Origin of the sequence: Streptomyces sp. NPDC005863 (assembly GCF_042871345.1) — a bacterium.
GTDB lineage: Bacteria > Actinomycetota > Actinomycetes > Streptomycetales > Streptomycetaceae > Streptomyces.
The window spans coordinates 147,022-170,816 of the sequence record NZ_JBIAII010000004.1; the positions used below are offsets into that span (position 1 = coordinate 147,022).

22 protein-coding genes and 1 pseudogene are annotated in these 23,795 nt (G+C 68.8%); 9 read left to right on the forward strand and 14 right to left on the reverse strand.

Translation table 11 applies throughout. The features are described from left to right. Positions 1–444 precede the first annotated feature (444 nt). The 6 genes from ACFYO9_RS16935 to xylB form a co-directional block, all read right to left on the reverse strand. Entirely contained in the window at positions 445–1,968 is a 1,524-nt protein-coding gene (locus ACFYO9_RS16935) for an aldehyde dehydrogenase family protein (RefSeq protein WP_358775738.1), read from the reverse strand. Between the two features lie 170 nt (positions 1,969–2,138). Beyond that, a complete protein-coding gene (locus ACFYO9_RS16940) occupies positions 2,139–3,407 on the reverse strand; it encodes a GAF domain-containing protein (protein ID WP_358775740.1) in 1,269 nt (422 codons plus the stop codon). 143 nt (positions 3,408–3,550) lie between these two features. Then, positions 3,551–4,150, reverse strand: coding sequence for a peptidoglycan recognition family protein (locus tag ACFYO9_RS16945; RefSeq protein ID WP_358775742.1), 600 nt, complete (start codon positions 4,148–4,150; stop codon positions 3,551–3,553). Between the two features lie 163 nt (positions 4,151–4,313). Beyond that, positions 4,314–5,348 (reverse strand): acetamidase/formamidase family protein, encoded by a 1,035-nt coding sequence (locus ACFYO9_RS16950; protein WP_358775743.1) that lies wholly within the window; start codon positions 5,346–5,348, stop codon positions 4,314–4,316. A 339-nt stretch (positions 5,349–5,687) separates the two neighbouring features. Further along, entirely contained in the window at positions 5,688–6,926 is a 1,239-nt protein-coding gene (locus ACFYO9_RS16955) for an ROK family transcriptional regulator (protein WP_358775745.1), read from the reverse strand. Between the two features lie 7 nt (positions 6,927–6,933). Continuing rightward, entirely contained in the window at positions 6,934–8,394 is a 1,461-nt protein-coding gene (gene xylB, locus ACFYO9_RS16960; protein ID WP_358775747.1) for a xylulokinase, read from the reverse strand. Between the two features lie 118 nt (positions 8,395–8,512). Here xylB and xylA point away from each other — a divergent pair, with 118 nt between their 5' ends. After that, positions 8,513–9,679, forward strand: coding sequence for a xylose isomerase (xylA, locus tag ACFYO9_RS16965; protein ID WP_355809575.1), 1,167 nt, complete (start codon positions 8,513–8,515; stop codon positions 9,677–9,679). A gap of 448 nt (positions 9,680–10,127) precedes the next feature. On the opposite strand, the gene ACFYO9_RS16970 is transcribed toward xylA, so the two are convergent. Continuing rightward, a complete protein-coding gene (locus tag ACFYO9_RS16970; RefSeq protein ID WP_358775749.1) occupies positions 10,128–11,453 on the reverse strand; it encodes an SWF or SNF family helicase in 1,326 nt (441 codons plus the stop codon). After that, positions 11,450–14,329 (reverse strand): DEAD/DEAH box helicase, encoded by a 2,880-nt coding sequence (locus ACFYO9_RS16975; RefSeq protein WP_358775751.1) that lies wholly within the window; start codon positions 14,327–14,329, stop codon positions 11,450–11,452. The genes ACFYO9_RS16970 and ACFYO9_RS16975 overlap by 4 nt, the downstream gene beginning before the upstream one ends. 245 nt (positions 14,330–14,574) lie before the next feature. Here ACFYO9_RS16975 and ACFYO9_RS16980 point away from each other — a divergent pair, with 245 nt between their 5' ends. After that, positions 14,575–15,627 (forward strand): acyl-CoA desaturase, encoded by a 1,053-nt coding sequence (locus ACFYO9_RS16980; RefSeq protein WP_358775753.1) that lies wholly within the window; start codon positions 14,575–14,577, stop codon positions 15,625–15,627. Between the two features lie 145 nt (positions 15,628–15,772). Continuing rightward, positions 15,773–15,955, forward strand: a complete 183-nt coding sequence (locus ACFYO9_RS16985) for a hypothetical protein (RefSeq protein ID WP_358775930.1) — start codon at positions 15,773–15,775, stop codon at positions 15,953–15,955. Between the two features lie 51 nt (positions 15,956–16,006). Here ACFYO9_RS16985 and ACFYO9_RS16990 read toward each other — a convergent pair whose 3' ends face one another. Together ACFYO9_RS16990 and ACFYO9_RS16995 are read right to left on the reverse strand one after the other, a co-directional pair. Then, complete coding sequence (locus ACFYO9_RS16990) at positions 16,007–16,843, reverse strand: hypothetical protein (RefSeq protein ID WP_358775755.1); 837 nt, start codon at positions 16,841–16,843, stop codon at positions 16,007–16,009. Between the two features lie 127 nt (positions 16,844–16,970). Then, the gene (locus ACFYO9_RS16995; RefSeq protein ID WP_355809562.1) at positions 16,971–17,276 is read right to left on the reverse strand and encodes a hypothetical protein; all 306 of its coding nucleotides are present in this window, start codon (positions 17,274–17,276) and stop codon (positions 16,971–16,973) included. 99 nt (positions 17,277–17,375) lie between these two features. Here ACFYO9_RS16995 and ACFYO9_RS17000 point away from each other — a divergent pair, with 99 nt between their 5' ends. After that, positions 17,376–18,281 carry an oxygenase MpaB family protein gene (locus ACFYO9_RS17000; RefSeq protein ID WP_358775757.1) on the forward strand — a complete coding sequence of 302 codons (906 nt, stop codon included), beginning with the start codon at positions 17,376–17,378 and terminating at the stop codon, positions 18,279–18,281. On the opposite strand, the gene ACFYO9_RS17005 is transcribed toward ACFYO9_RS17000, so the two are convergent. Then, complete coding sequence (locus ACFYO9_RS17005) at positions 18,258–18,791, reverse strand: PadR family transcriptional regulator (RefSeq protein ID WP_358775759.1); 534 nt, start codon at positions 18,789–18,791, stop codon at positions 18,258–18,260. The genes ACFYO9_RS17000 and ACFYO9_RS17005 overlap by 24 nt on opposite strands. Before the next feature lie 145 nt (positions 18,792–18,936). On the opposite strand from ACFYO9_RS17005, the gene ACFYO9_RS17010 reads away from it, so the two are divergent. Further along, positions 18,937–19,695: an alpha/beta hydrolase gene (locus ACFYO9_RS17010; RefSeq protein WP_358775932.1), complete on the forward strand. Its 759-nt coding sequence runs from the start codon at positions 18,937–18,939 to the stop codon at positions 19,693–19,695. 26 nt (positions 19,696–19,721) lie between these two features. On the opposite strand, the gene ACFYO9_RS17015 is transcribed toward ACFYO9_RS17010, so the two are convergent. Next, on the reverse strand, positions 19,722–20,327 hold the full coding sequence (locus ACFYO9_RS17015) for a methyltransferase domain-containing protein (RefSeq protein ID WP_355809554.1): 606 nt from the start codon (positions 20,325–20,327) through the stop codon (positions 19,722–19,724). A gap of 91 nt (positions 20,328–20,418) precedes the next feature. Here ACFYO9_RS17015 and ACFYO9_RS17020 point away from each other — a divergent pair. Further along, a pseudogene (locus ACFYO9_RS17020) lies at positions 20,419–20,535 on the forward strand (DUF742 domain-containing protein); the annotation flags it as partial. Beyond that, positions 20,516–21,121 carry an ATP/GTP-binding protein gene (locus tag ACFYO9_RS17025; RefSeq protein ID WP_358709189.1) on the forward strand — a complete coding sequence of 202 codons (606 nt, stop codon included), beginning with the start codon at positions 20,516–20,518 and terminating at the stop codon, positions 21,119–21,121. The pseudogene ACFYO9_RS17020 and the gene ACFYO9_RS17025, both read left to right, overlap by 20 nt. 23 nt (positions 21,122–21,144) lie before the next feature. On the opposite strand, the gene ACFYO9_RS17030 is transcribed toward ACFYO9_RS17025, so the two are convergent. Further along, positions 21,145–21,573 (reverse strand): PPOX class F420-dependent oxidoreductase, encoded by a 429-nt coding sequence (locus ACFYO9_RS17030; protein WP_358775761.1) that lies wholly within the window; start codon positions 21,571–21,573, stop codon positions 21,145–21,147. 91 nt (positions 21,574–21,664) lie between these two features. Between ACFYO9_RS17030 and ACFYO9_RS17035 the strand changes: the two genes are divergently transcribed. Both ACFYO9_RS17035 and ACFYO9_RS17040 read left to right on the forward strand, forming a co-directional pair. Continuing rightward, a complete protein-coding gene (locus ACFYO9_RS17035; protein ID WP_355809535.1) occupies positions 21,665–22,078 on the forward strand; it encodes a roadblock/LC7 domain-containing protein in 414 nt (137 codons plus the stop codon). 110 nt (positions 22,079–22,188) lie between these two features. Then, positions 22,189–23,127 carry a DUF6397 family protein gene (locus ACFYO9_RS17040; protein WP_358775763.1) on the forward strand — a complete coding sequence of 313 codons (939 nt, stop codon included), beginning with the start codon at positions 22,189–22,191 and terminating at the stop codon, positions 23,125–23,127. A 39-nt stretch (positions 23,128–23,166) separates the two neighbouring features. On the opposite strand, the gene ACFYO9_RS17045 is transcribed toward ACFYO9_RS17040, so the two are convergent. Beyond that, positions 23,167–23,676, reverse strand: a complete 510-nt coding sequence (locus tag ACFYO9_RS17045) for a tetratricopeptide repeat protein (protein ID WP_358775765.1) — start codon at positions 23,674–23,676, stop codon at positions 23,167–23,169. Positions 23,677–23,795 lie beyond the last annotated feature (119 nt).

Below are 23,795 nucleotides of genomic sequence, written 5' to 3' on the forward strand. Positions count from 1 at the left end.
AGCGTGACGCAGCCGTCCATGAGATGTCGAAGAAACGCCGTCCGGCCAAGGCCGCGGCGTCACGCTGAAGTGCGCGTAGGCCCCGGGGCGCGATGCTGCTGGAAAGGCGGGGCGCCCCTCCGTCCCCGGTGCCAAGACCGGCCAGGCGAAGGCCGCCGCCCGCATCCGGCTGGCCGCCGAGGCACAGGCGGCGATACCCGGGCGGAAAGCCGGAGAGGTAGCTGCCGAACTCGCCGACGAGCACGGCCATTCCGTCGACACCTGGAAGCGAGCCATCCCCAAAGGCCCGCAAGCAGGCCCAGGAGTAGGGGCCGCGTCCTCGACCATCGACAGGTGGATCTCCGGCACCGTGGTGACCGCCCACGCCGAGTACGGCGTACGCACCGGGACGGCGTCGCCCGCCTCGCGCGCAAAAGCCAAGGGCAGGCGCCTTTTTTCGTGCGTCTAGAAGAAGCCGAGCTTCTTCGGCGAATACGACACCAGAAGGTTCTTCGTCTGCTGGTAATGCTCCAGCATCATCTTGTGCGTCTCACGGCCGATACCGGACTGCTTGTAGCCCCCGAACGCCGCGTGGGCCGGATATGCGTGGTAGCAGTTCGTCCACACGCGGCCCGCCTGGATCGAACGGCCCGCCCGATATGCCGTGTTGATGTCACGCGTCCACACCCCGGCCCCGAGGCCGTAGAGAGTGTCGTTGGCTAGCTTGATGGCGTCGTCGAAGTCGTTGAAGGACGCGACCGAGACGACCGGACCGAAGATCTCCTCCTGGAAGACCCGCATGCGGTTGTCACCCTCGAAGATCGTCGGCTGGACGTAGTAGCCACCGGCCAGTTCGCCGTCGTACTCCATGCGCTGACCTCCCGTCAGGACCTTTGCGCCTTCCTGCTGGCCGATGTCCAGGTAGGAGAGGATCTTTTCCAACTGGTCGTTGGAGGCCTGCGCGCCGATCATGGTCTCGGTGTCGAGCGGATGCCCGGCCTTGATCTGCTCGGTCCGCGCGATCGCCGCCTCGAGGAACTCGCCGTAGTGCCCGCGCTGCACCAACGCCCGCGACGGGCAGGTGCACACCTCTCCCTGATTGAGTGCGAACATGGTGAAGCCCTCAAGAGCCTTGTCCCGGAAGTCGTCGTTCGCGGCCCACACGTCGTCGAAGAAGATGTTCGGCGACTTGCCGCCCAGCTCCAACGTCACCGGCTTGATGTTCTCCGAGGCGTACTGCATGATCAACCGCCCCGTCGTCGTCTCCCCGGTGAACGCGACCTTGGCGACGCGCGGACTGGAGGCCAGCGGCTTGCCCGTCTCGACACCGAACCCGTTGACGATGTTGACGACCCCCGCCGGCAGCAGGTCGGCAACCAGACTCATCCAGTAGTGGATGGAGGCCGGCGTCTGTTCGGCGGGCTTGAGGATGACGGCGTTCCCTGCGGCCAGCGCCGGCGCCAGCTTCCACGTCGCCATGAGGATCGGGAAGTTCCACGGAATGATCTGCGCGACGACGCCGAGCGGTTCATGGAAGTGGTACGCGATGGTGTCCTCTTCGACCTCGCTCAGCGACCCCTCCTGCGCGCGGATGACACCCGCGAAGTAACGGAAGTGATCGATGGCAAGCGGAATGTCGGCTGCCAGGGTCTCGCGGATGGGTTTGCCGTTCTCCCAGCTCTCGGCGACCGCGAGCTGTTCGAGGTTGGCCTCCATCCGGTCGGCGATCTTCCGCAGTACGTCTGCGCGTTCGGTGACGGAGGTGCGCCCCCAGCCGGGCGCCGCCGCGTGCGCCGCGTCGAGAGCCCGCTCGACGTCCTCCGCGGTGCCACGGGCGATCTCGGTGAAGGGGCGGCCGTTGACCGGGCTCGGGTTCTCGAAGTACTGGCCGCGAGCAGGCGCCACGTACTCGCCGCCGATGAAGTGGTCATACCGCGACTGGTAGCCGACGATCGCGCCCTCGGCGCCGGGCGCTGCGTAACGGGTCATGGTGGCTGACCTCCCGGAAAAGGCTGCCCGCCGTCGGACAGCTCTCGCCCGGAGGCTAGGAGCACGGAGGTTGCATCGACGTTGCAAGCATCCGCGGGGTGCGGGGTGCGGGGTGCGGGGTGTCGGGTGGCCGACGATGGGTGCCCCTCGCGCCGCCGTCCGCGCATCGGCTACGCGAACTCGCGACCCGGTGAGGCAAGTTCGGCGTCGAGCTCCCTCAGCCGCGCCAGCACCGGCGCGGTCGGACGCAGCGCGCCCAGAGCCCGCCACACCGTGAGATCGTCGTCCCCCCACGGTGCGCGCACCCAGTCCGCAAGCAGGTCCGGGTCATTGCGGTCGACGAGTGCCGCCCGCACCTGATCGGCCAGTCGTCGGCGCATCCGCACCAAGGCCGGGGCCTGCGACTGTGGAAGCAGTGGCCCCGTGTACGCCGCGGCTGCCGCCGTCACCGCTCCCGCTCCGAGGCGACGCTCGACGACATCGGCGTCACACTCGACGAGCGCCGCCAGTCGGTACGGCCGTGAGCGCAACAACTCGGGCCCGAGGATCCGCCGCAGCCGGGCCATCTCGGCCCGCAACGTCACCTGCGACACGGACTCGTCCTCATACAGCGCGCACAACAACTCGTCCCCTGTCAGCCCCTCCGGATGACGGGCCAACAGCACGACGATCTCGCTGTGTCTCCGGCTGAGCCGAACCTTGCGCCCACCGGCGATCAACAACGCCTCGTCCCGCCCTAGGACAGCCAGCTCCACCGTCTCACCAGCAGTCACCGGCGGTGCCAGCAGGGCAAGTTGAGATTCGGCGGAACGTGCCACAGCCTGCACGAACGCCAGGCTGTGGGGATGTGCCAGACCGTCCCCACCCGTGATGTCCACCGCGCCGATCAGCCGCCCCGTGCGCGGATCGTGTACGGGGGCCGCCGCGCACGTCCACGGCTGGACCCGCCGCATGAAGTGCTCGGCGGCGAAGACCTGCACCGGTCGGTCCACGGCGACCGCCGTCCCCGGTGCGTTCGTTCCCATGGCGGACTCCGCCCACCGAGCTCCCGGCACGAAGTTCATCCGACCGGCCCGCCGTCGCGTCAGCGCATGGCCCTCGACCCACAACAATCTGCCCTGCGCGTCGCACACGGCGAGGAGATGCTCTCCGTCAGCCGCGAAGGTACCCATCAGCTCACGGAACAGCGGCATCACCCGCGCCAGCGGATGCTCCGACCTATAGGTGCCGAGGTCACCGTCGGTCAGTTCCACCGGCGCGCCACCCGCCTCGGGGCTGACCCGAGCCCTGGCCGACCTGCGCCAGGAATCGGCGACCACCGAACGCACCGGCAGGGAGATCGTCCCTGCCTCGGTGAACCTCTCATGCGCCCGACGAAGCATCCTCGTCCGCTCGGCCGGGTCAGCGCCTGCCTCCAAGGCCACCCATGGCTCGGTCAAAACGGCCTCCCGGGACGGCGATGCGGTGCTGCCATCGTCGCCCCGGAGCCGTGCGCCGACAAGGACGCGGTACGCAGGTGGGCCCCTGAAAGCAAAGAGCCAACGGCTTCCTTACGCTGATGGTCCCGCAGTCACCGGCGCGATCAGGCGAAGTTGACGAGGCGTAGGTACCGCGACCAGTCCCAGTACGGGCCGGGGTCCGTATGGTCCGCTCCGGGAACCTCACTGTGTCCGATGATGTGCTCGCGGTCCTTGGGGATGCCGTACTTCGCGCAGATGGCGGCAGTCAGCGCTGCGGACTGCTCGTACATCGCGTCGGTGAAGTACTCGGGTTTGTCGACCCACCCTTCGTGCTCGATTCCGATACTGCGTGTGTTGTAGGTCCAATTGCCCGCATGCCAGGCGACGTTGCGCTCCCGTACGCACTGGGCGATGTGGCCGTCCTTGGAACGCACCACGTAGTGGGCCGAAACCTTTTTTGCCGGGTTCTGGAAGATGCCGATGGCATCCGCGTACGTCTCCTGTGTGACGTGGATGACCACATAGTCGATGGGATATGTACTGGGGCGACTGGCGGCGGTGTAGTTGGAGCTGCTGGCCGGCTTCCACTCGGCCAGGGGGTAGTCGACCGCACGGGTCTGGGCGGTCGCGCGCACGGCCGGCAGGAGAGCCGCGGGCGCGGCGACGGCGGCCGCGCCCTGCAGCAGTCGGCGTCGGGAGGGGAAGCGTCTTGCCTGGTCCATGACTTGCCTGCCTCTCGGTGGGGGGGGAACGGCTGGACTGGCGCTGTACTTGAGGGATCCACTGAACCAATGGCGCCCTGGTTCGGGCGGGCATCACATCGCAGTGGCAGCAACACCGAACACGGAGCGGGAAGGGTGCCGCCCTGCCGAAAGGCGCTGGGTTCTAGGAGGTGTACGGGGCCGATCCAGGGGGCAACGTGGCGGCCGACTCCCGCAGCTGCGCGTGCAGCCCCCGGTGAGTTTCCCGCTTCGGCAGCCAATCCTTGCGGATCTTGGCCACGCATGTGTAGTTGGTGTCGCAGACGTTGGCGACCGGGGACTCGACGGTCTGGGTTGCGAACTGATAGGCGTCCATCTCGCTGAAGCCGTAGTCACGGACCAACCACTGCACCAAGTCGAGCTGGGATATGCGGAACGCGTCCTCGAGCGGCCGTGCCGAACCGGTCGAGATGATATGGGTGTCGGACTCCAGCCGTGGCCAGGGTGTGGTCACCCCTTTGAGCAGCTCGACGATCACCACGCTGTTCATGGCGCACTCCACGGCGACCCCGCACGTCTCGCCTTCGCCCTGCCGGGCGTGCCCGTCGCCGAGACTCAGTAGCGCGCCTTCGACATTGACGCCTAGGTAGCAGGTCACGCCGGCGCGCATCTCGGGCGTGTCCATGTTGCCGCCGTGCGCGTCGGGCACGAGCGCCGAACGAACCTCCAGGTTCGCGGGTGCGACGCCGACCGTCCCGTGCATGGGGTCCATGGGCAGGTCGATGTGAAAGTCCCCGTCCCTGGCACTGAACCGCGCCGTTCGACGGGCCCGGTCCAGCTGCCAGATCCAGACGGTTTCCGGCAGCGGAGCCTGGAGCGAAGCGGTGGAGTGGGTCGAAGTGAGGGCGCCGAACAGAGGAACCGTCGTGGAAGCCGCCCAGTCGCGGGCAGGTTCGATGGACACGAAGTGCACGGCGACGGTGTCGCCCGGCTCCGCTCCTTCCACGTAGAACGGGCCCGTCTGCGGATTCAGGAAGGGAAATTCGCAGACCTCGGAGACCAGATCCTTCTCCGAGCGCACGTTCCCCGCGAAGCAGTCCTCCGTGAACAGGTCGAGAACGGTGCCCGGAGCGATGCGGGCCACGGGCGGGGCGCCGCCGAAGGTCCAGGCGTACTCGCCCGGTTCGGGCCTCAGGGTCAGGACGCGGGGTTCGCTCATTTCGGTTTTTGCTCCGCTCTGGCCGCTGGGCCATCTGCTCGGCCGATCGGGCCGCCGTGGTTGCACGTGTTCCTCGGGGTTACGAGAACTGCGCGGGCCGGTGACGCCGCCTCAGCTTCGATGAGGTGACGGCTGGCCTCCCGTGAATTACGTTACGTCGCTAGCCGGTTGAGGCGGAAGGCGGTGGCTCTGATCTGTGTATAGCAGCGTGGTTGTGGATATCTCCGCCACTCGATCGGGGGAGAGGGTGGCAGGGAGGGGTGGTAGCCGGCCCCACAGCCGGGCGTGGGTCAGGTCCCCCGACATGTCAACCGACCACCGGCTATCGGCAACCGCCGACTATCGACCCGGCTCCGCGCTAGGCCCCGCCCCGACGCCGGCGCTCACTCCCACCGGATCGTCAAGCACCGCTCGCGCCACCGAGTGCGCCGCGCCCAGCAGCGGGCCGTCCGGGCCGAGACCGGAGACCGTAACTCCGCAAGCCCGTCCTGCCGTGCGGTCCGTCAACTCGTGCTCCAGCGCGGGCAGCAGCCACGGCGCAAGGCGCGACAGCGCTCCGCCGAGCACCACGGCCCGCGGGTCCAGCAGGTTCACGGCACCGGTGAGAGCAATCCCCAGGGCCTCCCCGGCGCCGCGCAGCGCTCGTCGGACCACAGCATCGCCTGCGGCAGCGCGCTCGGCGAGTAGTTCGCTCCGCTCGGCACCAGGTTCCAGGCCCGCCGCCCGCAGCACGGCTTCCTCACCGGCGTACTGCTCCAGACAGCCATGCCCGCCACAAGGGCAGGCCGGACCATCAGGCCGCACGGGCACATGTCCCAGCTCGCCGGCGAAGCCGTGCGTACCTCGCAGTACCTGGCCGTCGACCACGAGCGCGGCACCGATGCCGATCTCCGCCGAGACATGGAGGAAGTCGTCGGGGGTCTCCTCGCCGAGCCACAGCTCCGCGAGCGCGCCGAAGTTGGCTTCGTTGTCCACCGCCAGTGGCATCTCGGTGGGGACGAGTTGGCCCAGATCGATGCCGTGCCAGCCCAGGTTGGGTGCACGAACGACTGTCGGTGTGCCGCGGGTCACAAGGCCCGGGACCGCCACCGCCAGCCCCGCGGGAGTCAGGCCGGCCGCTCGGGCCTCAGCGCTCACCTGCTCCACCAGGAGCATGAGTTCTTCCAGTACCGGTACGGGTGACCGCCCGCGGTTGGGGGCGGGGCGTGTAACACGAGCGCGAACTTCTCCGCGCAGATCGACCGCGCATGCGGCGAGATGGTGGACACCCACCTCCGCGCCGATGCCGACCGGTCCCCGCGCGCTCACGGCGAGGGCGGACCCGGGGCGCCCCACTCGCCCAGGGCGCTCCGGACCCAGCTCGTCCAGCAACCCTGAGCGGATCAGCTCGTCCACGAGCGTGGAGACCGCAGCACGCGTGAGCCCGATGTGCGAGGCCACGGCGGCGCGGGACAGAGGCCCGTGCGCGGCCACGGTGTGCATCACCCGGGAGAGGTTGCGCCGACGCATCCCCTGCTGGGTGTCGGGCAGCCGCGCACCGGAGGATGTCCGGCGCTCATCGTGCAGCGGTGCGGTCATGCCTCGGTCAACCCTCACTCCCACGGGGCGCCCGGTCCAGGAGCGGCGCCGCGTCGGAGAGTACCCCGGAGATCCGGGCCAGCGTCGCCTCGTCCCGTTCCATGGGGTCGAGTACGGGGCCTCGGGCCGTGTCCCAGCGTCGCGCGACCGCGCTCGGGTCCTCGCCGGTCAGCACGCCCGCCGCCTGTGCCGCCGCGCCGAGCGCGACCAACTCCTGGGCCTCCGGGATCTGCACGGGACGCCCGGAGAGCCGTCGTACGGTCTGCTGCCAGGCAGTGCCGCGTGCTCCGCCCCCGATGAGCAGGAGCGGCGATGACCGGTCGGCGTCCGGTTCGAGGACCCGGTCCAGGGCGCCGAGCAGTGAGTGCACCGCTCCGTCGTACGCGGCCTGCAGCAACTGCCCTGGGGTCGTGTCGTGCCGCAGGCCGTGCAGGAGGCCGGAGGAGTGGGGCAGGTTCGGGGTGCGTTCGCCGTCCAGGTAGGGCAGGAGCGTGACCGAGTCGCCCGGCTCGACCGCCTCGCGCTCCAGGTGGAGCAGTTCGGCCACGTGGTCGACGGCGAGCGTGCAATTGAGGGTGCAGGCCAGTGGCAACCAGGCGCCGCGCGCGTCGGCGAAACCCGCGACGGTTCCGCTCGGGTCCGCAGGACGGTTCTCCGAGACCGCGTAGACGGTGCCCGATGTGCCGAGACTCAGCACCGGTGTGCCGGGGCGCAGTCCGAGCCCGAGGGCGGCGGCCGCGTTGTCACCCGTACCGGGGGCGATCAGCGTGCCCTTGGAGAAAGGCAGTTCGCCGTCGCCCCGCACCGTTCCGACGACCTCGCCCGGCCGCGCGACACGCGGCAGGAGGGCTGGGTCGAGGCCCACCATGTCGAGGATGCCCTCGTCGTACTGCTCCGTCTCTGATGCCCACCAACCCGTTCCGGAGACGTCGCCGCGGTCGGTCGTGCCGAGGCCGGAGAGTCGTTCCGTGAGGTAGTCGTGGGGCAGACGGACGGCAGCTGTGGCGCGGGCGGCGGTGGGTTCGTGCTCGGTCAGCCAGGCCCATTTCGTCACCGTGAAGGACGGCCCCGGCACGCTGCCCACCCTGTCGGCCCATACCTTGGAACCGCCCAGTCGGTCGACCAGACTCCGGGCCTGTGGAGCCGACCGCACGTCGTTCCAGAGGAGGGCCGGCCGCACCGGGGCGCCTTCCTTGTCCAGCGTCACGAGTCCGTGCTGCTGACCGCCGATCGACACCGCGGCGGCCTCGTGTGCCGCGGTCCCACACTGTTTAAGGGCGGCGCACAGGGCGTCCCACCACTCCCGAGGATCACTCTCGCTGTGTTCACCGGTGCTGACCCGGTGCGGAGCCTGACCGCTCGCGACGACCCGGCCGGTGGCGGCGTCGACGACCAGGGCCTTGGTGGACTGGGTGGAGCTGTCCACACCGACGACGAGCGGGCCCTGGGCTGTGGGCGCTGATGACATGACGGTCTCCGTTCCTGGGGTCCTTCCGGGTATGCCCCGGAGTTCTCTCCTCTTCCCAGCGGCGCCCTCGGATACTAATTTGTAAACGGCCATGACGAAATAGGTGAGGGAGCCGCACATGAACTACCAGCCCACTCCTGAGGACAAGTTCAGTTTCGGCCTGTGGACCGTCGGGTGGCAGGGGAGGGACCCGTTCGGAGACGCCACCAGGGCGGCGCTCGATCCTGCCGACTCCGTGCGGCACCTCGCCGAACTGGGCGCCTACGGAGTGACGTTCCACGACGACGACCTGATCCCGTTCGGGGCCTCCGAATCGGAACGCGAGGGGCACATCAAGCGTTTCCGGCAGGCGCTGGACGCGACAGGTCTCGTCGTGCCGATGGCCACCACGAACCTCTTCACTCACCCCGTCTTCAAGGACGGCGGGTTCACGGCCAACGACCGTGACGTACGCCGGTACGCGCTGCGCAAGACGATCCGCAACATCGACCTCGCGGCCGAACTGGGTGCGCGCACCTATGTCGCGTGGGGTGGCCGGGAAGGGGCGGAATCAGGCGCCGCGAAGGATGTGGGCGACGCGCTCGACCGCATGAAGGAGGCCTTCGACCTGCTCGGCGAGTACGTCACCAGCCAGGGCTACGATCTCCGGTTCGCGATCGAGCCGAAGCCGAACGAACCGCGCGGCGACATCCTGCTGCCCACCGTGGGCCACGCCCTTGCCTTCATCGAGCGCCTGGAGCGGCCTGAACTGTTCGGCGTCAACCCTGAAGTGGGCCATGAACAGATGGCGGGGCTGAACTTCACGCACTCCATAGCCCAGGCGCTGTGGGCGGACAAGCTGTTCCACATCGACCTCAACGGCCAGACCGGCATCAAGTACGACCAGGATCTGCGGTTCGGTGCGGGAGATCTGCGCAGCGCGTTCTGGTTGGTGGATCTGCTGGAGAGGGGTGGTTACGACGGCCCCCGGCACTTCGATTTCAAGCCGCCGCGCACAGAGGATCACGACGGCGTCTGGGCGTCGGCCGCCGGCTGTATGCGCAACTACCTGATTCTGCGGGAGCGAGCGGCCGCCTTCCGGGCCGACCCCGAGGTACGTGAGGCGTTGCGTGCCGCGCGGCTGGACGAACTGGCGGTGCCCACAGCCGACGACGGGCTCTCCGGCCTGCTCGCGGACAGGAGCGCCTTCGAGGCCTTCGACGTCGAGGGGGCCGCGGCCCGCGGCATGGCCTTCGAGCACCTCGACCAGTTGGCCATGGACCATCTCTTGGCGGCCCGCCCCTGAAGGGCTGCCACCCGGTTACTGGGGGGCACCGGCTGTTGCGACTGCTCGACATACGTGCAGCCAACGGTGCGACGGATGCCGACGCATGGGCGGCGCCTCCTGCGAGGGGCAGGAGGCGCCGCCGGCAATCATCGGGCCGATCAGCATCGGAGGGACGCGGTGCCCGGAACAACCCCCCTTCACATAGGTCACGCTGACGGAGCTGACATGCCCGATCCCCACTGAGAGGCCACGGCGGGCTCTCGCGGTCAGACCTCCCTGATCCGACGGGATCCACGCTCGCCGATGGCATGGCCGCGCTCAATCGCTGACGGGAGGGAGTGCGTGCGCCGGTGTTCCCGGCGCACGGACCTCAACCGAGAACACGCCGGTGGGCGCCGTGCGTTTTTGGTCATCTGCCACCATTCGCGCCTGCTTGGCTCGGTCAGTGGTTCGCGCGGCGTCCTCGCTACTCGGTTCCAGTAGCCACTGCCAGCGCCGTCGCGGGGTCAGGGGTCGCCGACCCGACCGGTGCCCACCGGCCGCGTTCCTTGCGGTACGGCCACCACCGACCGTCGCGCGAGTGGCGCAGCTGCACGTCGGTGTCGGCCACGGTCCAGCGGTTGTTCGCCGCGTGGAGGCGAGGCCTCTCGTCGTCGTCCCACGCGGCGTCCAGAGCGGCACGCGCGCGTGCCAATGTCTCGTCCTTCGGTGTCCACTCCGATTCGAGTATGCGGAGCGCGGCGCGGCCCCCGTATCTCCAGGCCCGTACGGCGAGCGCGAGGCCGTCCTGCCCTCGCTCCGATACCGCCGCGAGCCGCGCCTCGACCGTGGCGACGGGCTGTCCGGCGGCCAGGCGCACGGCGTCCTCGCTGTCGCTCAACTCGTCCTCGACCGGCAGGTCTGCGTGACCGGGAGCAAGTGCCTCCGCCAGGATCCTGTGGGCCTCGGCGGCCGCTCGTGCGGCCAGGAACTCGATCGCGGTCACATCGAGACCGGACGCCGGCTCGGTCTCCGTATCCAGCGTCGGGGGCGTACCCGGCTCCGCGGGCAGCTGAGGCAGCGCCGGAAGCGGCGGGAGGATTCCACCGTCCGCATAGGCCTCCGCGGCGCTGACGCCCTCTGGAGCAACCTCCTGGGCGTCTTCCTGGGGTTCCTGAGACCCAGCCGCCGTACTGATGCTCCGCACCTGCAGTTCGTCGAGGAGCGCCCGCTCCCCGCGTCCCCGCATCAGCAGCAGGACGAACGGGTCCTCGTCGAGCAGGCGAGCCACCTGGTAGCAGAGCGCGGCCGTGTGTCCGCAGTGATCCCACGCGTCGCAGTCACACTCGGGCTCCAGGTCGCCGATGCCCGGCAGGAGTTCGACACCTGCCGCCGCGGAGTCCTCCACCAGATGCGGTGGCATCTCGCGGTCGAGGAGCGCCGCGATGTGCCCGGAACGTTCGACCGCCATGCGCAGGAAGCGATCCCAAGCCCCCGGGCTCAGTTCCTGCAGCAGGACATCGGAACGGTGTGGTGTGCCGTCGCGACCCTTGACGATCGCGGTGATCCGGCCCGGCCGCACCGAGACCGCCCCCACGGCGCCCGCGCGCGCGAGCCTGCGCCCGGCCTTGAGCTGCTGGAGGTCGAGCGCCGTGTCCTCGAGCGCCTTCATCCAGGCCTGACCCCACCAACTCTCGGCGAAGCCACGGCCGTGCGCGGGTGGCAGTGGCGCGAACGTGCGCTCTTCGGGCTGCCTCCCCGCGGCCGGGCGGTCGTCCCCGGCACCGAACACCTCGTCGTGGATCTCACTCATCGCGTGCCCCCTCGCAGCTCCACCAGATTCGACAACTCGGCGTCGGTCAACTCGGTCAGAGCGGACTCGCCGGAACCGAGGACGGCGTCCGCCAACTTGCTCTTGCGCAGCAGCATGTCGGCGATGCGGTCCTCGATCGTGCCTTCCGCGATCAGTCGATGCACTTGTACCGGCTGCGTCTGCCCGATGCGGTACGCCCTGTCGGTGGCCTGGGCCTCGACGGCGGGGTTCCACCAGCGGTCGTAGTGCACGACGTGCTCGGCCCGGGTGAGGTTCAAGCCAGTTCCCGCCGCCTTCAGTGACAGCAGGAAGACCGGTACGTCACCGTCCTGGAAGCGCTGCACCATGGCCTCCCGCGCCGCGACAGGCGTACCACCGTGCAGGAACTGCGAGGCGATGCCGCGGGCCGCCAGATGCCGCTCGATCAACCGAGCCATCTGCACGTACTGGGTGAAGACGAGTACACCCGCGCCCTCGGCGAGGATCGTGTCGAGCAACTCGTCCAGGAGTTCCAGCTTCCCCGAGCGCCCAAGGATGCGAGGCTCGTCCTCCTTGAGGTACTGCGCGGGGTGGTTGCAGATCTGCTTGAGCCCGGTGAGGAGTTTGACGATCAACCCCCTGCGGGCGATGCCGTCGGCACCGGCGATTTCCGCGAGCGTCTCCCGCACCACAGCTTCGTAGAGGCCCGCTTGTTCCGCACTGAGCGAGACCGCGCGGTCGGTCTCCGTCTTCGGTGGCAGCTCGGGTGCGATCCCCGGATCGGACTTGCGGCGGCGCAGCAGAAACGGACGCACGAGCTGCCCGAGCCGTTCGGCGGCGCCAGGATCGGTCCCGCCCTCCACGGCCTGGGCGTAGCGCGTACGGAAGGTACTGAGCCTGCCCAGCAGACCAGGTGTGGTCCAGTCGAGGATGGCCCACAGTTCGGAAAGATTGTTCTCCACTGGAGTGCCGGTCAGCGCCACGCGTGCGCGTGCGGGGATGGTCCTGAGCTGCTTCGCGGTGGCCGAGTACGGGTTCTTCACATGCTGGGCCTCGTCGGCGACGACCATGCCCCAGGAGGACTGCCCGAGCTTCTCCGTGTCGAGTCGCATCGTGCCGTACGTCGTCAGCACGAACTCGCCCTCCTCCAGAGCGTCGAGGCTGCGCCGCGCCCCGTGGAAGCGACGGACGGGGGTGCCGGGAGCGAATCTTTCGATCTCGCGCTGCCAGTTGCCCATGAGTGACGTCGGGCAGACCACCAGTGTGGGCCCCGCTGTCTCCGGCTGTGTCTGACGGTGCAGATGCAGCGCGATCAACGTGATCGTCTTGCCGAGGCCCATGTCGTCGGCGAGGCAGGCGCCGAGGCCGAGCGAGGTCATGCGCGCCAGCCAGTTCAGCCCACGCAACTGGTAGTCACGCAAGGAGGCGGCGAGTGCGTCGGGTTGCCCGACGGGCTCCATGCCCTCGGGGTCGGCGAGGCGCTCACGGAGTTCGGCGAGCCAGCCTGTCGGCTGCACGTCGACGCGTTCTCCCCCGACCTCCGCGGTACCGGTCAGCGCGGCGCTGAGCGCATCGATCGGAGTGACCTTGTGATCATGCCGGTCGCGGGCACGACGGACCTCGTCAGGGTCGATGAGGACCCACTGATCGCGTAGGCGCACCACGGGACGGTTGGCCTCGGCCAGCCGCTCCAGTTCCGCGTGGGTGAGCTGCTGGTCTCCCACCGCGAAACGCCAGTTGAAGGCGAGAAGCGCGTCGGCCGACAGGAAGGATGGCGTATCCGAAGCCAGTTTGTCGGGCCCCTTGTGGTGACCGTCGGCGTCTTCGTCGGGAGGACCGACGACCGCACGGGCGGTGAGGCTGCGCGCCAACTCCTTGGGCCAGTGCACGTCGACGCCCGCGACGGCCAACATGCGGGCACCTTCGCCCAGCAGGGAGCTGACGTCCTCATCCGCCAGTTCTACGGCATCGGGAACTGAGGCGGAGAGCAACGGGGCAAGTGGTGGCCACGCGCGCGTGGCACGACGGAGCGCGAGCAGGACGTCCATCCGCGCGCGCGGCCCGAACGCCCGCTCCGAGAGCGTGGTTTCCGCCCACACCTCCGCCGCGTCCGCGACAAAGGAAGGGTCGCTGACACTGTGCACCTGCAGGACCGCGCGGAAGGGCAGCCGGGTGCCGTCCTCGACGACCGAGGCGAGTCCGGGAATCTCCAGCCGCAGCGAGATCCGGACACCGGCGTCGTGCCCGGCCGCCACGTCCAGGGCCCAGGAGCGCTGTTCGGGGATGTGCTGGGGCTCCGGTGCGGCGAAGACGGGCCCGCCCGCTGCCAGAGGCGCCGAGGGGGAGCGAGGGAGCGTGTCGGCCACGGCGTCGAGGAACTGGCGCAGCAGGCGCTCCGGTTCGGGCAGTCGCAACGGATCGCCATGGTCCAACGGCAGGGCATGAGCGGCCGGCGGCATCGCGGCGGCCAGATCGCGCAGCCGTTGCACGTCCTCGGCGCCCAGCGGCCCGGCACGCCACGCGTCGTGGTTATCGGTGGTCAGCCCCGGCAGCAGTAGCCCCCGAGCCGCCAACTGCAGTGCCAGCACGCCTGCCGTGCCCCAGAAGGCACCGGTCGGATGTGTCGCCGCGGCGGCACGCGCGCGCGTGAGCACGGGCAGCGCGGCACGCACAGGGAGCAGCACGGCGGGGATGTCGGCCAGTTCGACGCCGTCGTCACGCGGCACGGCGAGGGCCAGTTCTTCGTAGGTGCCGGAGGCGACGGCCGGAGGCTGGGTGCCGTCGGCGTACCAGAAAGCCACGCGGCCGGAGCGTGGAGGGTCACACGGCACGAAGAGCACGGAACAGCGGGACAGTTCGGAGATCTCGGAGGGGGACACGACAGGGGGCCTGTGCACAGCGATGACGCATTCCTCAAATTTGACTACTGAGACCGGAGCGGCCGAGAGTACAGCACGACGAGGTCGCAGGGGAGTCAAGGTTGAGTGATTCGGGTCACTTCCCGCTGGAGGGTGTAGCCAACCCCCCCTGTCGAGCGGTGCTGACCCCCGACCGCACACGGGTGGTGCCGCCATGGCTGCCCTGGGTCACCAATCCGTACGTTCTATGAGGTCAAGCCACTCACGAGCACCGGAGACCCACCATGCCCCAGGCTGCCGCAGTCGCGGAACGCTCCCCAGTTGCCCCCGGGAGACCGGCCCCCGGAAGCGACTTCGCGCCCCTTCTGCGCGTGGTCAAGGAACAGGGGCTGCTGAATCGACGCATCGGTTGGTACGCGCGCACCATCGCGGTCAATGCCCTCGCGCTGGTGGCTGTCGGTACCGGAATGATCCTTCTCGGGACTTCGTGGTGGGTGCTGCTGCTCGCCCCCGTGCTGTCCGTCCTGTGCGCCCGCACGGCGTTCATCGGACACGACGCGGGCCACTCGCAGATATCCGGAGACCGGTCCGTCAGCCGGGCCATCGGCCTGGTGCACGGCAACCTCCTTCTCGGGATGAGCTCGGCCTGGTGGAACGACAAGCACAACCGGCACCACGCCAACCCCAACCACATCGAGAAAGACCCTGATGTCGCTGCCGACGTCCTCGTGTGGACCAGCAAGCAGGCCAGGGCCCGGGTGGGATTTCGGCGCTGGCTCACCCGCAACCAGGCCTGGCTCTTCTTCCCGCTGACGCTTCTCCAGGGCATCGCGATGAAGATCTACGGCTTTCAGGACCTGCGTCGGCAGGGGCAGCGCGAGCGCAGGGTGGAAGGGCTTCTGCTCGTCGCTCACCTCGCCGGCTACGTCTCGCTGCTCCTCCTTGCGATGCCCAGCGGCCATGCCATCGCCTTCGCCGCGATCCACCAGGCCCTCTTCGGGCTGCACCTCGGACTGGCCTTCGCGCCCAACCACAAGGGCATGGAGATGCCCGACCCGAACGGTGAGCGGTGGGGACACCTGCGACGCCAGGTACTCACCTCTCGCAACATTCGTGGCGGTCCGGCAACCGACTGGTTCCTCGGCGGCCTCAACTATCAGATCGAGCACCACCTGTTCCCCAGCATGCCGCGCCCGCACCTCCGGCGCGCGCAGCCTCTCGTCCGGGCCCACTGTGCCGAGGTAGGCATGTCCTACGCCGAGGCAGGGTTCGTGGACTCCTATCGCCAGGTGCTGCGCCACATGTACGAGGTCGGTGAGCCGCTCCGGGTCGAGTAGGGCCGAAGCGGTGGCCGGCGGGGCGGGTCCGGACCCTTAGGGGCGGCGTCTCAGGGCTCTATCAGGGTCGGGTCCAGGAACCGTAGGGCGCCGGGTTCCGTTCCCAAGACAGAGAGCGGCAGAAGCCGTGAAGGAGGCGACGAACATGTCGAAAAACGCGAAGATCGCCGCAGGTGGTGTGGCGGCCGGCATCATCCTGTTGATCTGGCTGCCTTGGTGGGCCGCACTTCTGATCGTGCTGGGCGTCCCCGCGGTGGCGTATCTGGCACTCGATCCCAGTCAGCGACGCAGGTTGCGCCGGTCCTCCCGCAGGGAGATAGGCCGTTGAGACGGAGTGTGCTGTAGCCGGTGCGGGCACGTGGTCGATCAACGGCCACCCTCAGGAGGGGCGGACCGCCATCTTGTCCAGAGCCTCCAGGAGAGCGGGGAGCGCTGGTCCACGACCCACCGGCAGTACCTCTCCCGGTTCCTCGTCCAGCAGGACGAACGCGATGTCATCGGTCCTGGCCACCATGGACCAGCCCGGACCGTCGGCTCGCAGGGTGCGAGCGTCGCCCGAGGCGAAGGACGACCGCACCCGGCCCATCGGTGGGGGAGTGTCCACGTACGCGCGGGCCTCCGCCAGGACCCGACGTACACCGGCCAAGGGCTCCTCCTCCGCGCGGTCCGATGAGCCGCCCGCGGGGGCGTCCGTCGCGAAATCGGCGTCATCGATCTGGGCGCGCCAGGCTGCCCACTGCAGCGCTATCTCGTCCGCTCCGAGCCGCCGCTGGGCCGGGCCCCATGTGTCCGACGCCGGTGGTGCGAGCGGTGGTCGGACGCTCTCCTCCGAATCGGGCTCGGGCGCAGGCTCGGGGTCGTGCGGGGCCGGCACGCCAGGGGCTGACACGGCGACGGCGAGCGGCCAGCCCGGCAGTGCGGTGACCACCGTGCGCTCGTCGGGGGACAGGTCGTACTCCATGCCGCAGTCCCAAGAAGCGATCGCCACGGCCACAAGGGAGACGTCGTCCACCACAACCGTCCAACGGGCGCCGTCACCGTCCTGGCCGAGCACCAGTCCGTACCCCGCGGCAAGCGGCGCGAGGCCGAGCGCCGCACACGCCTCCGGATAGTCGTCGCCCAACACACTGGGGAACTTCGCGGGTGTCAACAGCACTGCGGTCAGCACGTACAGCGCGTCGTCATCGGCGGCGACAGCGTCGTCCGTCCCGGCCATGCGAGCCTCCCCATCGTTCATCTGTCGGCGCACCCTAACCATTGGCCACAGAGATCGTCGAGAGGAGGATGACCAGGAATTTCAGCGGCGGACCGCCTTCTTTGACGTGCCGACGCACGTCGTGGTCTCAAGCGGCGGGCAGTCCCAGGAGGGAACGGGCCACGTCGCGCGGCGACTCGTCGCGTTCGCGTGCGAGAGCAATGACGGCCCGACAGGCGAGCTCGCTGACACCGAAGGACAACGCCTCCGGTGAGACCCAGTCGGTGGCTTCGTCCATCTCGTCCTGATCGTCCTCAGCACACGCCGACACATAGACGGCCGCTGCTTCGAAGAGGTTGTGTGTTCGCTTCGGGCCGCCCTGACCTTGCGCGCGCTCGGCTGTACGCCGCGCCGACTTGTCGGCGCGCCAGAACTTGCGGAGTACATCAAACATGCGGCCCGCCTTCCCCCGGTACGGCTGCCGCCGTAGACCGCTCAGTTGTCGGCTCCCAACGTAGAGTTAGGGGCTCCACTGCAGAAGGGAGAGCACGCGGTGAAGCGTTTCGCGCGGCTCGAGCAGATCCGGCGCCTCGATCCGGAGCAGGACTTCCTCGCGATCTACCGGCTCACCACGACGTTCGAATTTCCGTGGGACTACACGCGCGCACTCGAACTCGCGCTCTACCGCACCTACGCGGTTCCCAGTATCGGTCGACTGCTCGCGCAGACCGCCGAACTGACGGAACGTACGCAGAAGAGATACGACGACACCGCGCTCCTCCTGGACGCAATCGTGGAGCACGGGTTCACCGGCGAACGCGGCCGCACGGCCGTCCGCCGGATCAATCAGATGCACCGCAGCTACGACATCAGCAACGACGACATGCGGTACGTGTTGTGCACCTTCGTGGTGGTGCCGAAACGGTGGATCGATGCCTACGGCTGGCGCAGGCTCTCCCGTCACGAGGCGGCCGCCGCCGCTGCGTACTACCGCACGCTCGGCCGGCACCTGAGCATCAAGGACATCCCGCGCTCCTACGAGGAGTTCGAGAAGTGCCTCGACGACTACGAAGACGCCAACTTCGGCTGGGACCAAGGGGCGCGTGAGGTGTCCGACGCGACGCTGGACCTGATGGCTTCGTGGTACCCGCGCCCCCTGGCTCCCGTGCTGCGGAACGTGACCCTCGCGCTGCTCGACGACCCGCTCCTGCGGGCATTCCGGTACGAACGGCCGGGCGCGGTCACCCGTTCTCTGGTGAGGCGGGCGGTGCGGATGAGAGGCCGCGCGGTGCGCCTGATGCCGCCGCGCCGTACGCCGCACTACGCCCGACAGAATCGGGAGATCAAGGGCTATCCCCACGGATACGAGGTCGCCGAGCTCGGTTCGTTCCCCGTCCCGGGCGTTCGCGGATGCCCGGTCCCACACCGGGGTGACTCAACCGCCGTTTCCCTCGAGTGATGGCAGGGTGGCGCGCAGCCAGGTGAGTTCGGCGCGACTTGTCGCGCGGGCGATGGTGAGGATGCCGCGCCGGAACGGGTCGTCGAGCTCCTCGGCTGACAGAGGGCGCTCGCCGTCGTAGAAGAAGCTGGCAGGCTCCTCCAGGAAGGCGAGCCGGCGCCGCAGCACCGCGGCCTGAGCTCCCTCGTCGTCCAGATGGCGGAGGAAGGCGAGGAGCGTGAACCAGCGGTTCTCGTCGGAGATGTCGCCGTGCGCCGGTTCCTTGAGTCGCCTGCGCAGTTCCCGCTTGCCGTCGGGCGTCAGGCTCAGAACGTGGCGTGGGGCTGCCCCGGCGCCGGGCTGTGTCTCGCGGGCGAGCAGTCCGGCCTTCTCCAGGCGCTTGATGGCGGGATAGAGCGTGCTTTCGGCGACCGGCCGGACGTGCCCGGTGAGAGCGGTGATGCGCTTGCGCAACTCGTAGCCGTGCAAGGCGGCGTCATAGAGAAATCCGAGGATGGCCAGTTCGAGCATGCCTCCATTTTGCCGTACCCGACTACGTCTCGGGCATACCTCCGCTTCGCAATACATCGGTGCAGATGTATTGTCTGTGTGCCAGCAACGCGAGCAGACCAACAGGCGCCATTGGGCACGGCATGAAGGGAGCGGAGAGATGGCGATGCACGAGGTGCGGTTCGATGCGCGGGGAAGTCGCGTGCGGTGGACCGAGGTGGAGGACGCCGAACCTGCCCGGGTATACGTCCACGGCCTCGGCGCAAATTCCACGGCCTATCACGCGCATATCGCCGCACGGCCCGAACTGGCGGGACGGCGTTCGCTGTTCGTGGACCTCCCCGGGCACGGTCTCAGCGACCGTCCGGCGGACTTCGGCTACACCCTGGAGGACCATGCGGGAGTGCTGGCCTCCGTCTTTGATCAGGCTCGGCTGACGGGCGTGGAGGTCGTGGCTCACAGCATGGGCGGGTCCGTGGCCATCGTGCTCGCGTACCGTCGCCCCGACCTGGTGTCGAGGTTGGTCCTGACGGAGGCCAACCTCGACCCGCACCCTCCTGCGACGGCTGGCAGCAGCGGCATTGCCACGTACTCCGAGGACGAGTTCGTCAGGGGTGGGGGCTTCGCACGCGTGCTGGAGCGGGTCGGCACGGAGTGGAGCGCCACCATGCGCCTCACGGACCCGGTGGCGCTCCATCGCAGCGCCACCGGTCTCGTCGCGGGCACGCACCCCACGATGCGTCGGATGCTGATGGGGCTCACCACCGAACGTGTATACGTGCAGGGGGAACTGAGCGGAGAAGTCGCCGGGGAGAGCGAGCTGACGGCATCCGGCGTGCGGGTGGTGACTGTGCCGGATGCGGGGCACAACGTCATGTTCGACGACGCGGAAACGTTCGCCGGAGTTGTCGCCGGGCGCCTCTGACCAGCAATGGGCGGAGCTCGGTCGGCTCAGCCCTCGCGGGTTGCCATGGCCAGGAAGCGGGCGTCCTCGTCGACGTAGGACGTCATGCGCCAGCCGGAACCGGCCAGCAGCGGGCCGAGGTTGGCCTCCGCACGGAGGTCGGATGTGATCTGCCGCCCTTGCCGTGCCGCGAGTGCCGCCCTGCCGATGGGATGGAAGAGAGCGAGCAGCCCTCCCGGGCGTACCACCCGCCTCAACTCCCGGAGGTTGTCCTCCGGATCGGACAGGTGGCTGATCAGCCCGGCGCCGAAAACCGCGTCGAGCGTCTGGGCGCGCAGGGGCAGGCGTGCAACGTCGGCGAGCAGCAGGTGCCCGTCGTGGTGCCTGCCCGCGCGCGTGGCCGCCTCCAGCATGGCCGGCGTCAGATCGGCGCCGAGGACCACGCCCGAGGGTCCTACGGCCTCTCTGAGCGCCGGCAACGCCCGTCCCGTTCCGCACCCGGCGTCGAGCACGGACGAACCCGGGCGGAGCGCAAGCTCGGCGACGGCGGCCCGGTAGGCGGGTCCGTCGTCGGGGAAGCGGGTGTCCCAGTCGGCCGCGCGTGCGGTGAAGAACTCTTGCACCTTCGTGTGGTCGTGGCTCATGCGAGCCATGATCTCGCACGGAGTCGCACGTGCGTTGGGTGCACTCGTTCGAGCGTGACGCGGTCGTGCAGAGCCGTCTCTCTGTCATATTCCATCAGCGCTTCTCGGTGACCTGCTGGAGATGGGCGGCGTCAAGATCAGCCGACCGGTGCCGCCCGCTCGGCTTCCCGACGAAAAGATTCTCCGAGAGGTGATCGATGGGCTCCGAGCGCTCTGACGCCGCGGCGGCCGAGACCGCCGCCATGGCGCTGAAGATTCTGGTCGCGGGAGGCTTCGGGGTGGGCAAGACCACCCTGGTGGGGGCGGTCAGCGAGATTCGTCCGCTGCGCACCGAGGAACTGCTCAGCGAGGCGGGCCAGTCGGTGGACGACACCGAAGGCGTCGACCGGAAGACCACGACGACCGTGGCCATGGACTTCGGCCGCATCACCATCAGGTCCGGGCTGTCGCTGTACCTGTTCGGCACCCCGGGGCAGGACCGGTTCTGGTTCCTGTGGGACGAGTTGTCACAGGGTGCTCTCGGCGCCGTGGTGCTCGCGGACACCCGGCGCCTCGAGGACTGCTTTCCTGCCGTGGACTACTTCGAACACCGTCGTATTCCGTTCGTCGTGGCCGTCAACTGCTTCGCCAACACCCGTACGTTCGGCGCGAGCGACGTGTCGCGAGCCCTGGACCTGGACCGCGGAACGCCGGTGGTGCTGTGCGATGCCCGGGACCGCGATTCGGGGAAGGAGGTGCTGATTCGGCTCGTCGAGTACGCCGGGCGGGTCCACACCGCGCGCATGCTCGACTCCGTGGGCTGATTCCGACGAGTTCGGACGCGGCGTCAGTCGGCGATACCGGTGTACGCCGACACTTTCTCGATCCGCATGCGGACCAACAGCTCCCCGGGGACGCCGTTGCGCTTCCCGAACTCCTCCGCGCGGCTCTCACCCATGTAGCGCGCACCGATGCGGGCCGCCCAGCTCTGGAGGGCGTCGAGATCCTCGCTCACTTCGACGCGACCCTGGAGGATGACGTAGGCGAACGGCGGTTGGTCGTCGTCGACGCAAAGGGCCGCGCGCCCGTCCCGGGCGAGGTTGCGGCCTTTGACGGTTCCCCTTCCCGTGTTGAACACCACTTCGTCACCGTCGATCAGAAACCAGATCGGCGCGACGTGTGGGCTGCCGTCCGCCCTGACAGTCGAGAGCTTGGCGGTTCGTGTGCCGTGCGAGACGAAGGCCCGCCATTCGTCCTCGGTCATCTTCTGTGCCATGTCCCCATCATGCTTGCCGGAGCCCCGGTCGTGGGGAAGGCTGGCAGGTCAGATCCTCCAGCCAGGGGGAGCGGACACGGGGAGACGAGACATGGGGCAGGGAACGGGGCTCGGCTGGCTCCTGGACGACCTGACGCAACGGATGGAACACGTACGCCACGCGCTGGTGCTGTCCAACGACGGACTGGTCACCGCCGCCAGCACGGATCTGCAACGGGAGGACGCGGAACATCTGGCCGCGGTCGCATCCGGGCTGCACAGTCTGGCCAAGGGCTCGGGGCGGCACTTTCACGCCGGCAACGTGCGTCAGACGATGATCGAGTTCGATGACGCGGTTCTCTTCGTCACGGCTGCGGGGGACGGAAGCTGCCTGTGCGTCCTGAGCTCGGCGGAGGCCGACATCGGCCAGGTCGCCTACGAGATGACGTTGCTCGTGAACCGGGTCGGTGAACACTTGGGCGTAGGTGCCCGGCAACCGGAACGCACGCCCACGGTCGACCTCTGACCTGCGCTGACGGCGTCCGGTCAAGAGTTATCCACAGGCTCAGCGAGGATCGCGGTCATCGGGCTACGGTTTTTCCCGAGAGCAATCACATCTCACGGGGGAGAACCACCATGACCGGTGGCACCATCACGCAATCCATCCACACCACGGCCCTTCCGCCGACGGTCACGCCAAGTCGGGCCGCCAGGGAACTGGAGTTGAAACGGGGCGAGTTCGATCTCGCGGTGATGCTGGGGCGTGTCCGCACCGTCGGGGACGTGTCGAGCGTTCAGCGGCGCGTCACCCGCGAGGAGATCGAGCGCGTCCGTGGGGCGGAAGGGTTTCCCGAGTCCCTGAGGGAGAGTGTCAGGGCCGTGGGGACCACGGAGGGCGCGGCCCTCATGGAGATCGCCCCGGCCCGTCTCACTCGTCTCGCCCGCCTCGGCGTCGTGACGCCCGTGAAGGTCTACCTGAATCGGTACCGCGCGGTCGTCTGGCTCTATCTCGCCGAAGAGCTGCGGCATTTCGCCGAGTCCGAGGTCAACCGCACCCTGCTCAAGGGACGCCTGCCGGAGTCGATGCGCCGTCGGCTCGACGAGGGCCAGGACCTTCGGGCCCGCAACTGGCGGGGGCGGTATGCAGGGTTTCTGCTGCGCCAGGCCGACGACGCCTGGGAGCGCGCCGCCGCCATGACGTCACTGCTCGACCCGGTACAGATCGCGGAGCTCGTCAAGGACCCCTACGAACGCGCCTACCTCAACCGGCTCAAGCCCACGCCGCGTACGCACGGATCACCTGACTCGCCCGGTTCGCAACTTCTGCAGAAGATCATGACCGCGGACGACCCCGACGAGATCCGATGGCTGCGGTCCAGCCTCCTGATCGGTCTCGTCCAGGCCCGAGCCCAGCGCCCGGCACCGAGGCCCGGACAGCAGTGGGTCGCACCCGAGCCGACCCTGCCCGCCGCGGAAACCGATCTGATGGGGGAGGTCGGCACGGACCCGCAGGGCGGCGCAACTCCGAAGGAACCGGGAGGCTTGATGAAGTGGCTGCGGCGTAGAAGGGCCTGAGGCGCAGAGGCCGCATCGCGCGGGAGCGCCGCCCCGTCCTTACATCGTTGCGTCCAAGTCTTTGGCGTACTCCTCGATGGCGGGGCGGTAGCCAGTGATCTCCGGATCGCTGCTCGTGGCGGCGAGGAGCGTCAGCAGCATCTCCATCGCTTCGTGCGTCCGGCCGACGTTGTACAAGGACATGGCCAGGAACGTCCTGAGCGCGCCGTCCTCGGGGAACTCGGCTGCCGCACCTCCCAGTGTGGCGACGGCTTCTTCGTAACGCCCCAAGATCCGGTACGTGCTCCCGAGGCCCAGCAGAGCTCCTCGGCGATCGGTGGCCGACAGACCGGGCCGGTTGAGGGCGCGCTCGTAATAGGGCACCGCCTCGGCTTCGAGGCCGAGCGTGTCGTGAACCCACGCTGTCTGGTACGCCACCTCCGCGTCGTCGGGGAACGCCCCGGAGAGCGCGACGAGGCGCTCCTTGGCCTCCTCGCGTCGGCCCGCCTCGCGCAGTCGCACCGCTTCCGCCAGCAGACGATCTCTGTCCCCGTCAGGATTCGTGCTCACGATCCCGCCCCCCTTCGCAGCCCACTCGTCGCGCCGTCAGCCAGGTCCGACCACGTCGTCGATCACTCACTATGCCGAACGGAGAGTATGCATGCTCATGAGTTGTCAGAGTCAGCGCG

Bases quoted from the DNA above. Each gene is read 5' to 3' on its own strand.
- ACFYO9_RS16995 (WP_355809562.1), bottom strand. From the start codon at position 17,276: ATGTTTGATGTACTCCGCAAGTTCTGGCGCGCCGACAAGTCGGCGCGG.
- ACFYO9_RS17035 (WP_355809535.1), top strand. From the start codon at position 21,665: ATGGGGCAGGGAACGGGGCTCGGCTGGCTCCTGGACGACCTGACGCAA.
- xylA (WP_355809575.1), top strand. From the start codon at position 8,513: ATGAACTACCAGCCCACTCCTGAGGACAAGTTCAGTTTCGGCCTGTGG.
- ACFYO9_RS16980 (WP_358775753.1), top strand. From the start codon at position 14,575: ATGCCCCAGGCTGCCGCAGTCGCGGAACGCTCCCCAGTTGCCCCCGGG.
- ACFYO9_RS16990 (WP_358775755.1), bottom strand. From the start codon at position 16,843: ATGGCCGGGACGGACGACGCTGTCGCCGCCGATGACGACGCGCTGTAC.
- ACFYO9_RS17040 (WP_358775763.1), top strand. From the start codon at position 22,189: ATGACCGGTGGCACCATCACGCAATCCATCCACACCACGGCCCTTCCG.
- ACFYO9_RS16935 (WP_358775738.1), bottom strand. From the start codon at position 1,968: ATGACCCGTTACGCAGCGCCCGGCGCCGAGGGCGCGATCGTCGGCTAC.
- ACFYO9_RS17015 (WP_355809554.1), bottom strand. From the start codon at position 20,327: ATGGCTCGCATGAGCCACGACCACACGAAGGTGCAAGAGTTCTTCACC.
- ACFYO9_RS17005 (WP_358775759.1), bottom strand. From the start codon at position 18,791: ATGCTCGAACTGGCCATCCTCGGATTTCTCTATGACGCCGCCTTGCAC.
- ACFYO9_RS16985 (WP_358775930.1), top strand. From the start codon at position 15,773: ATGTCGAAAAACGCGAAGATCGCCGCAGGTGGTGTGGCGGCCGGCATC.
- ACFYO9_RS16950 (WP_358775743.1), bottom strand. From the start codon at position 5,348: ATGAGCGAACCCCGCGTCCTGACCCTGAGGCCCGAACCGGGCGAGTAC.
- ACFYO9_RS17030 (WP_358775761.1), bottom strand. From the start codon at position 21,573: ATGGCACAGAAGATGACCGAGGACGAATGGCGGGCCTTCGTCTCGCAC.
- ACFYO9_RS17010 (WP_358775932.1), top strand. From the start codon at position 18,937: ATGCACGAGGTGCGGTTCGATGCGCGGGGAAGTCGCGTGCGGTGGACC.
- ACFYO9_RS17025 (WP_358709189.1), top strand. From the start codon at position 20,516: ATGGGCTCCGAGCGCTCTGACGCCGCGGCGGCCGAGACCGCCGCCATG.
- ACFYO9_RS16945 (WP_358775742.1), bottom strand. From the start codon at position 4,150: ATGGACCAGGCAAGACGCTTCCCCTCCCGACGCCGACTGCTGCAGGGC.
- ACFYO9_RS16970 (WP_358775749.1), bottom strand. From the start codon at position 11,453: ATGAGTGAGATCCACGACGAGGTGTTCGGTGCCGGGGACGACCGCCCG.
- ACFYO9_RS16955 (WP_358775745.1), bottom strand. From the start codon at position 6,926: ATGACCGCACCGCTGCACGATGAGCGCCGGACATCCTCCGGTGCGCGG.
- xylB (WP_358775747.1), bottom strand. From the start codon at position 8,394: ATGTCATCAGCGCCCACAGCCCAGGGCCCGCTCGTCGTCGGTGTGGAC.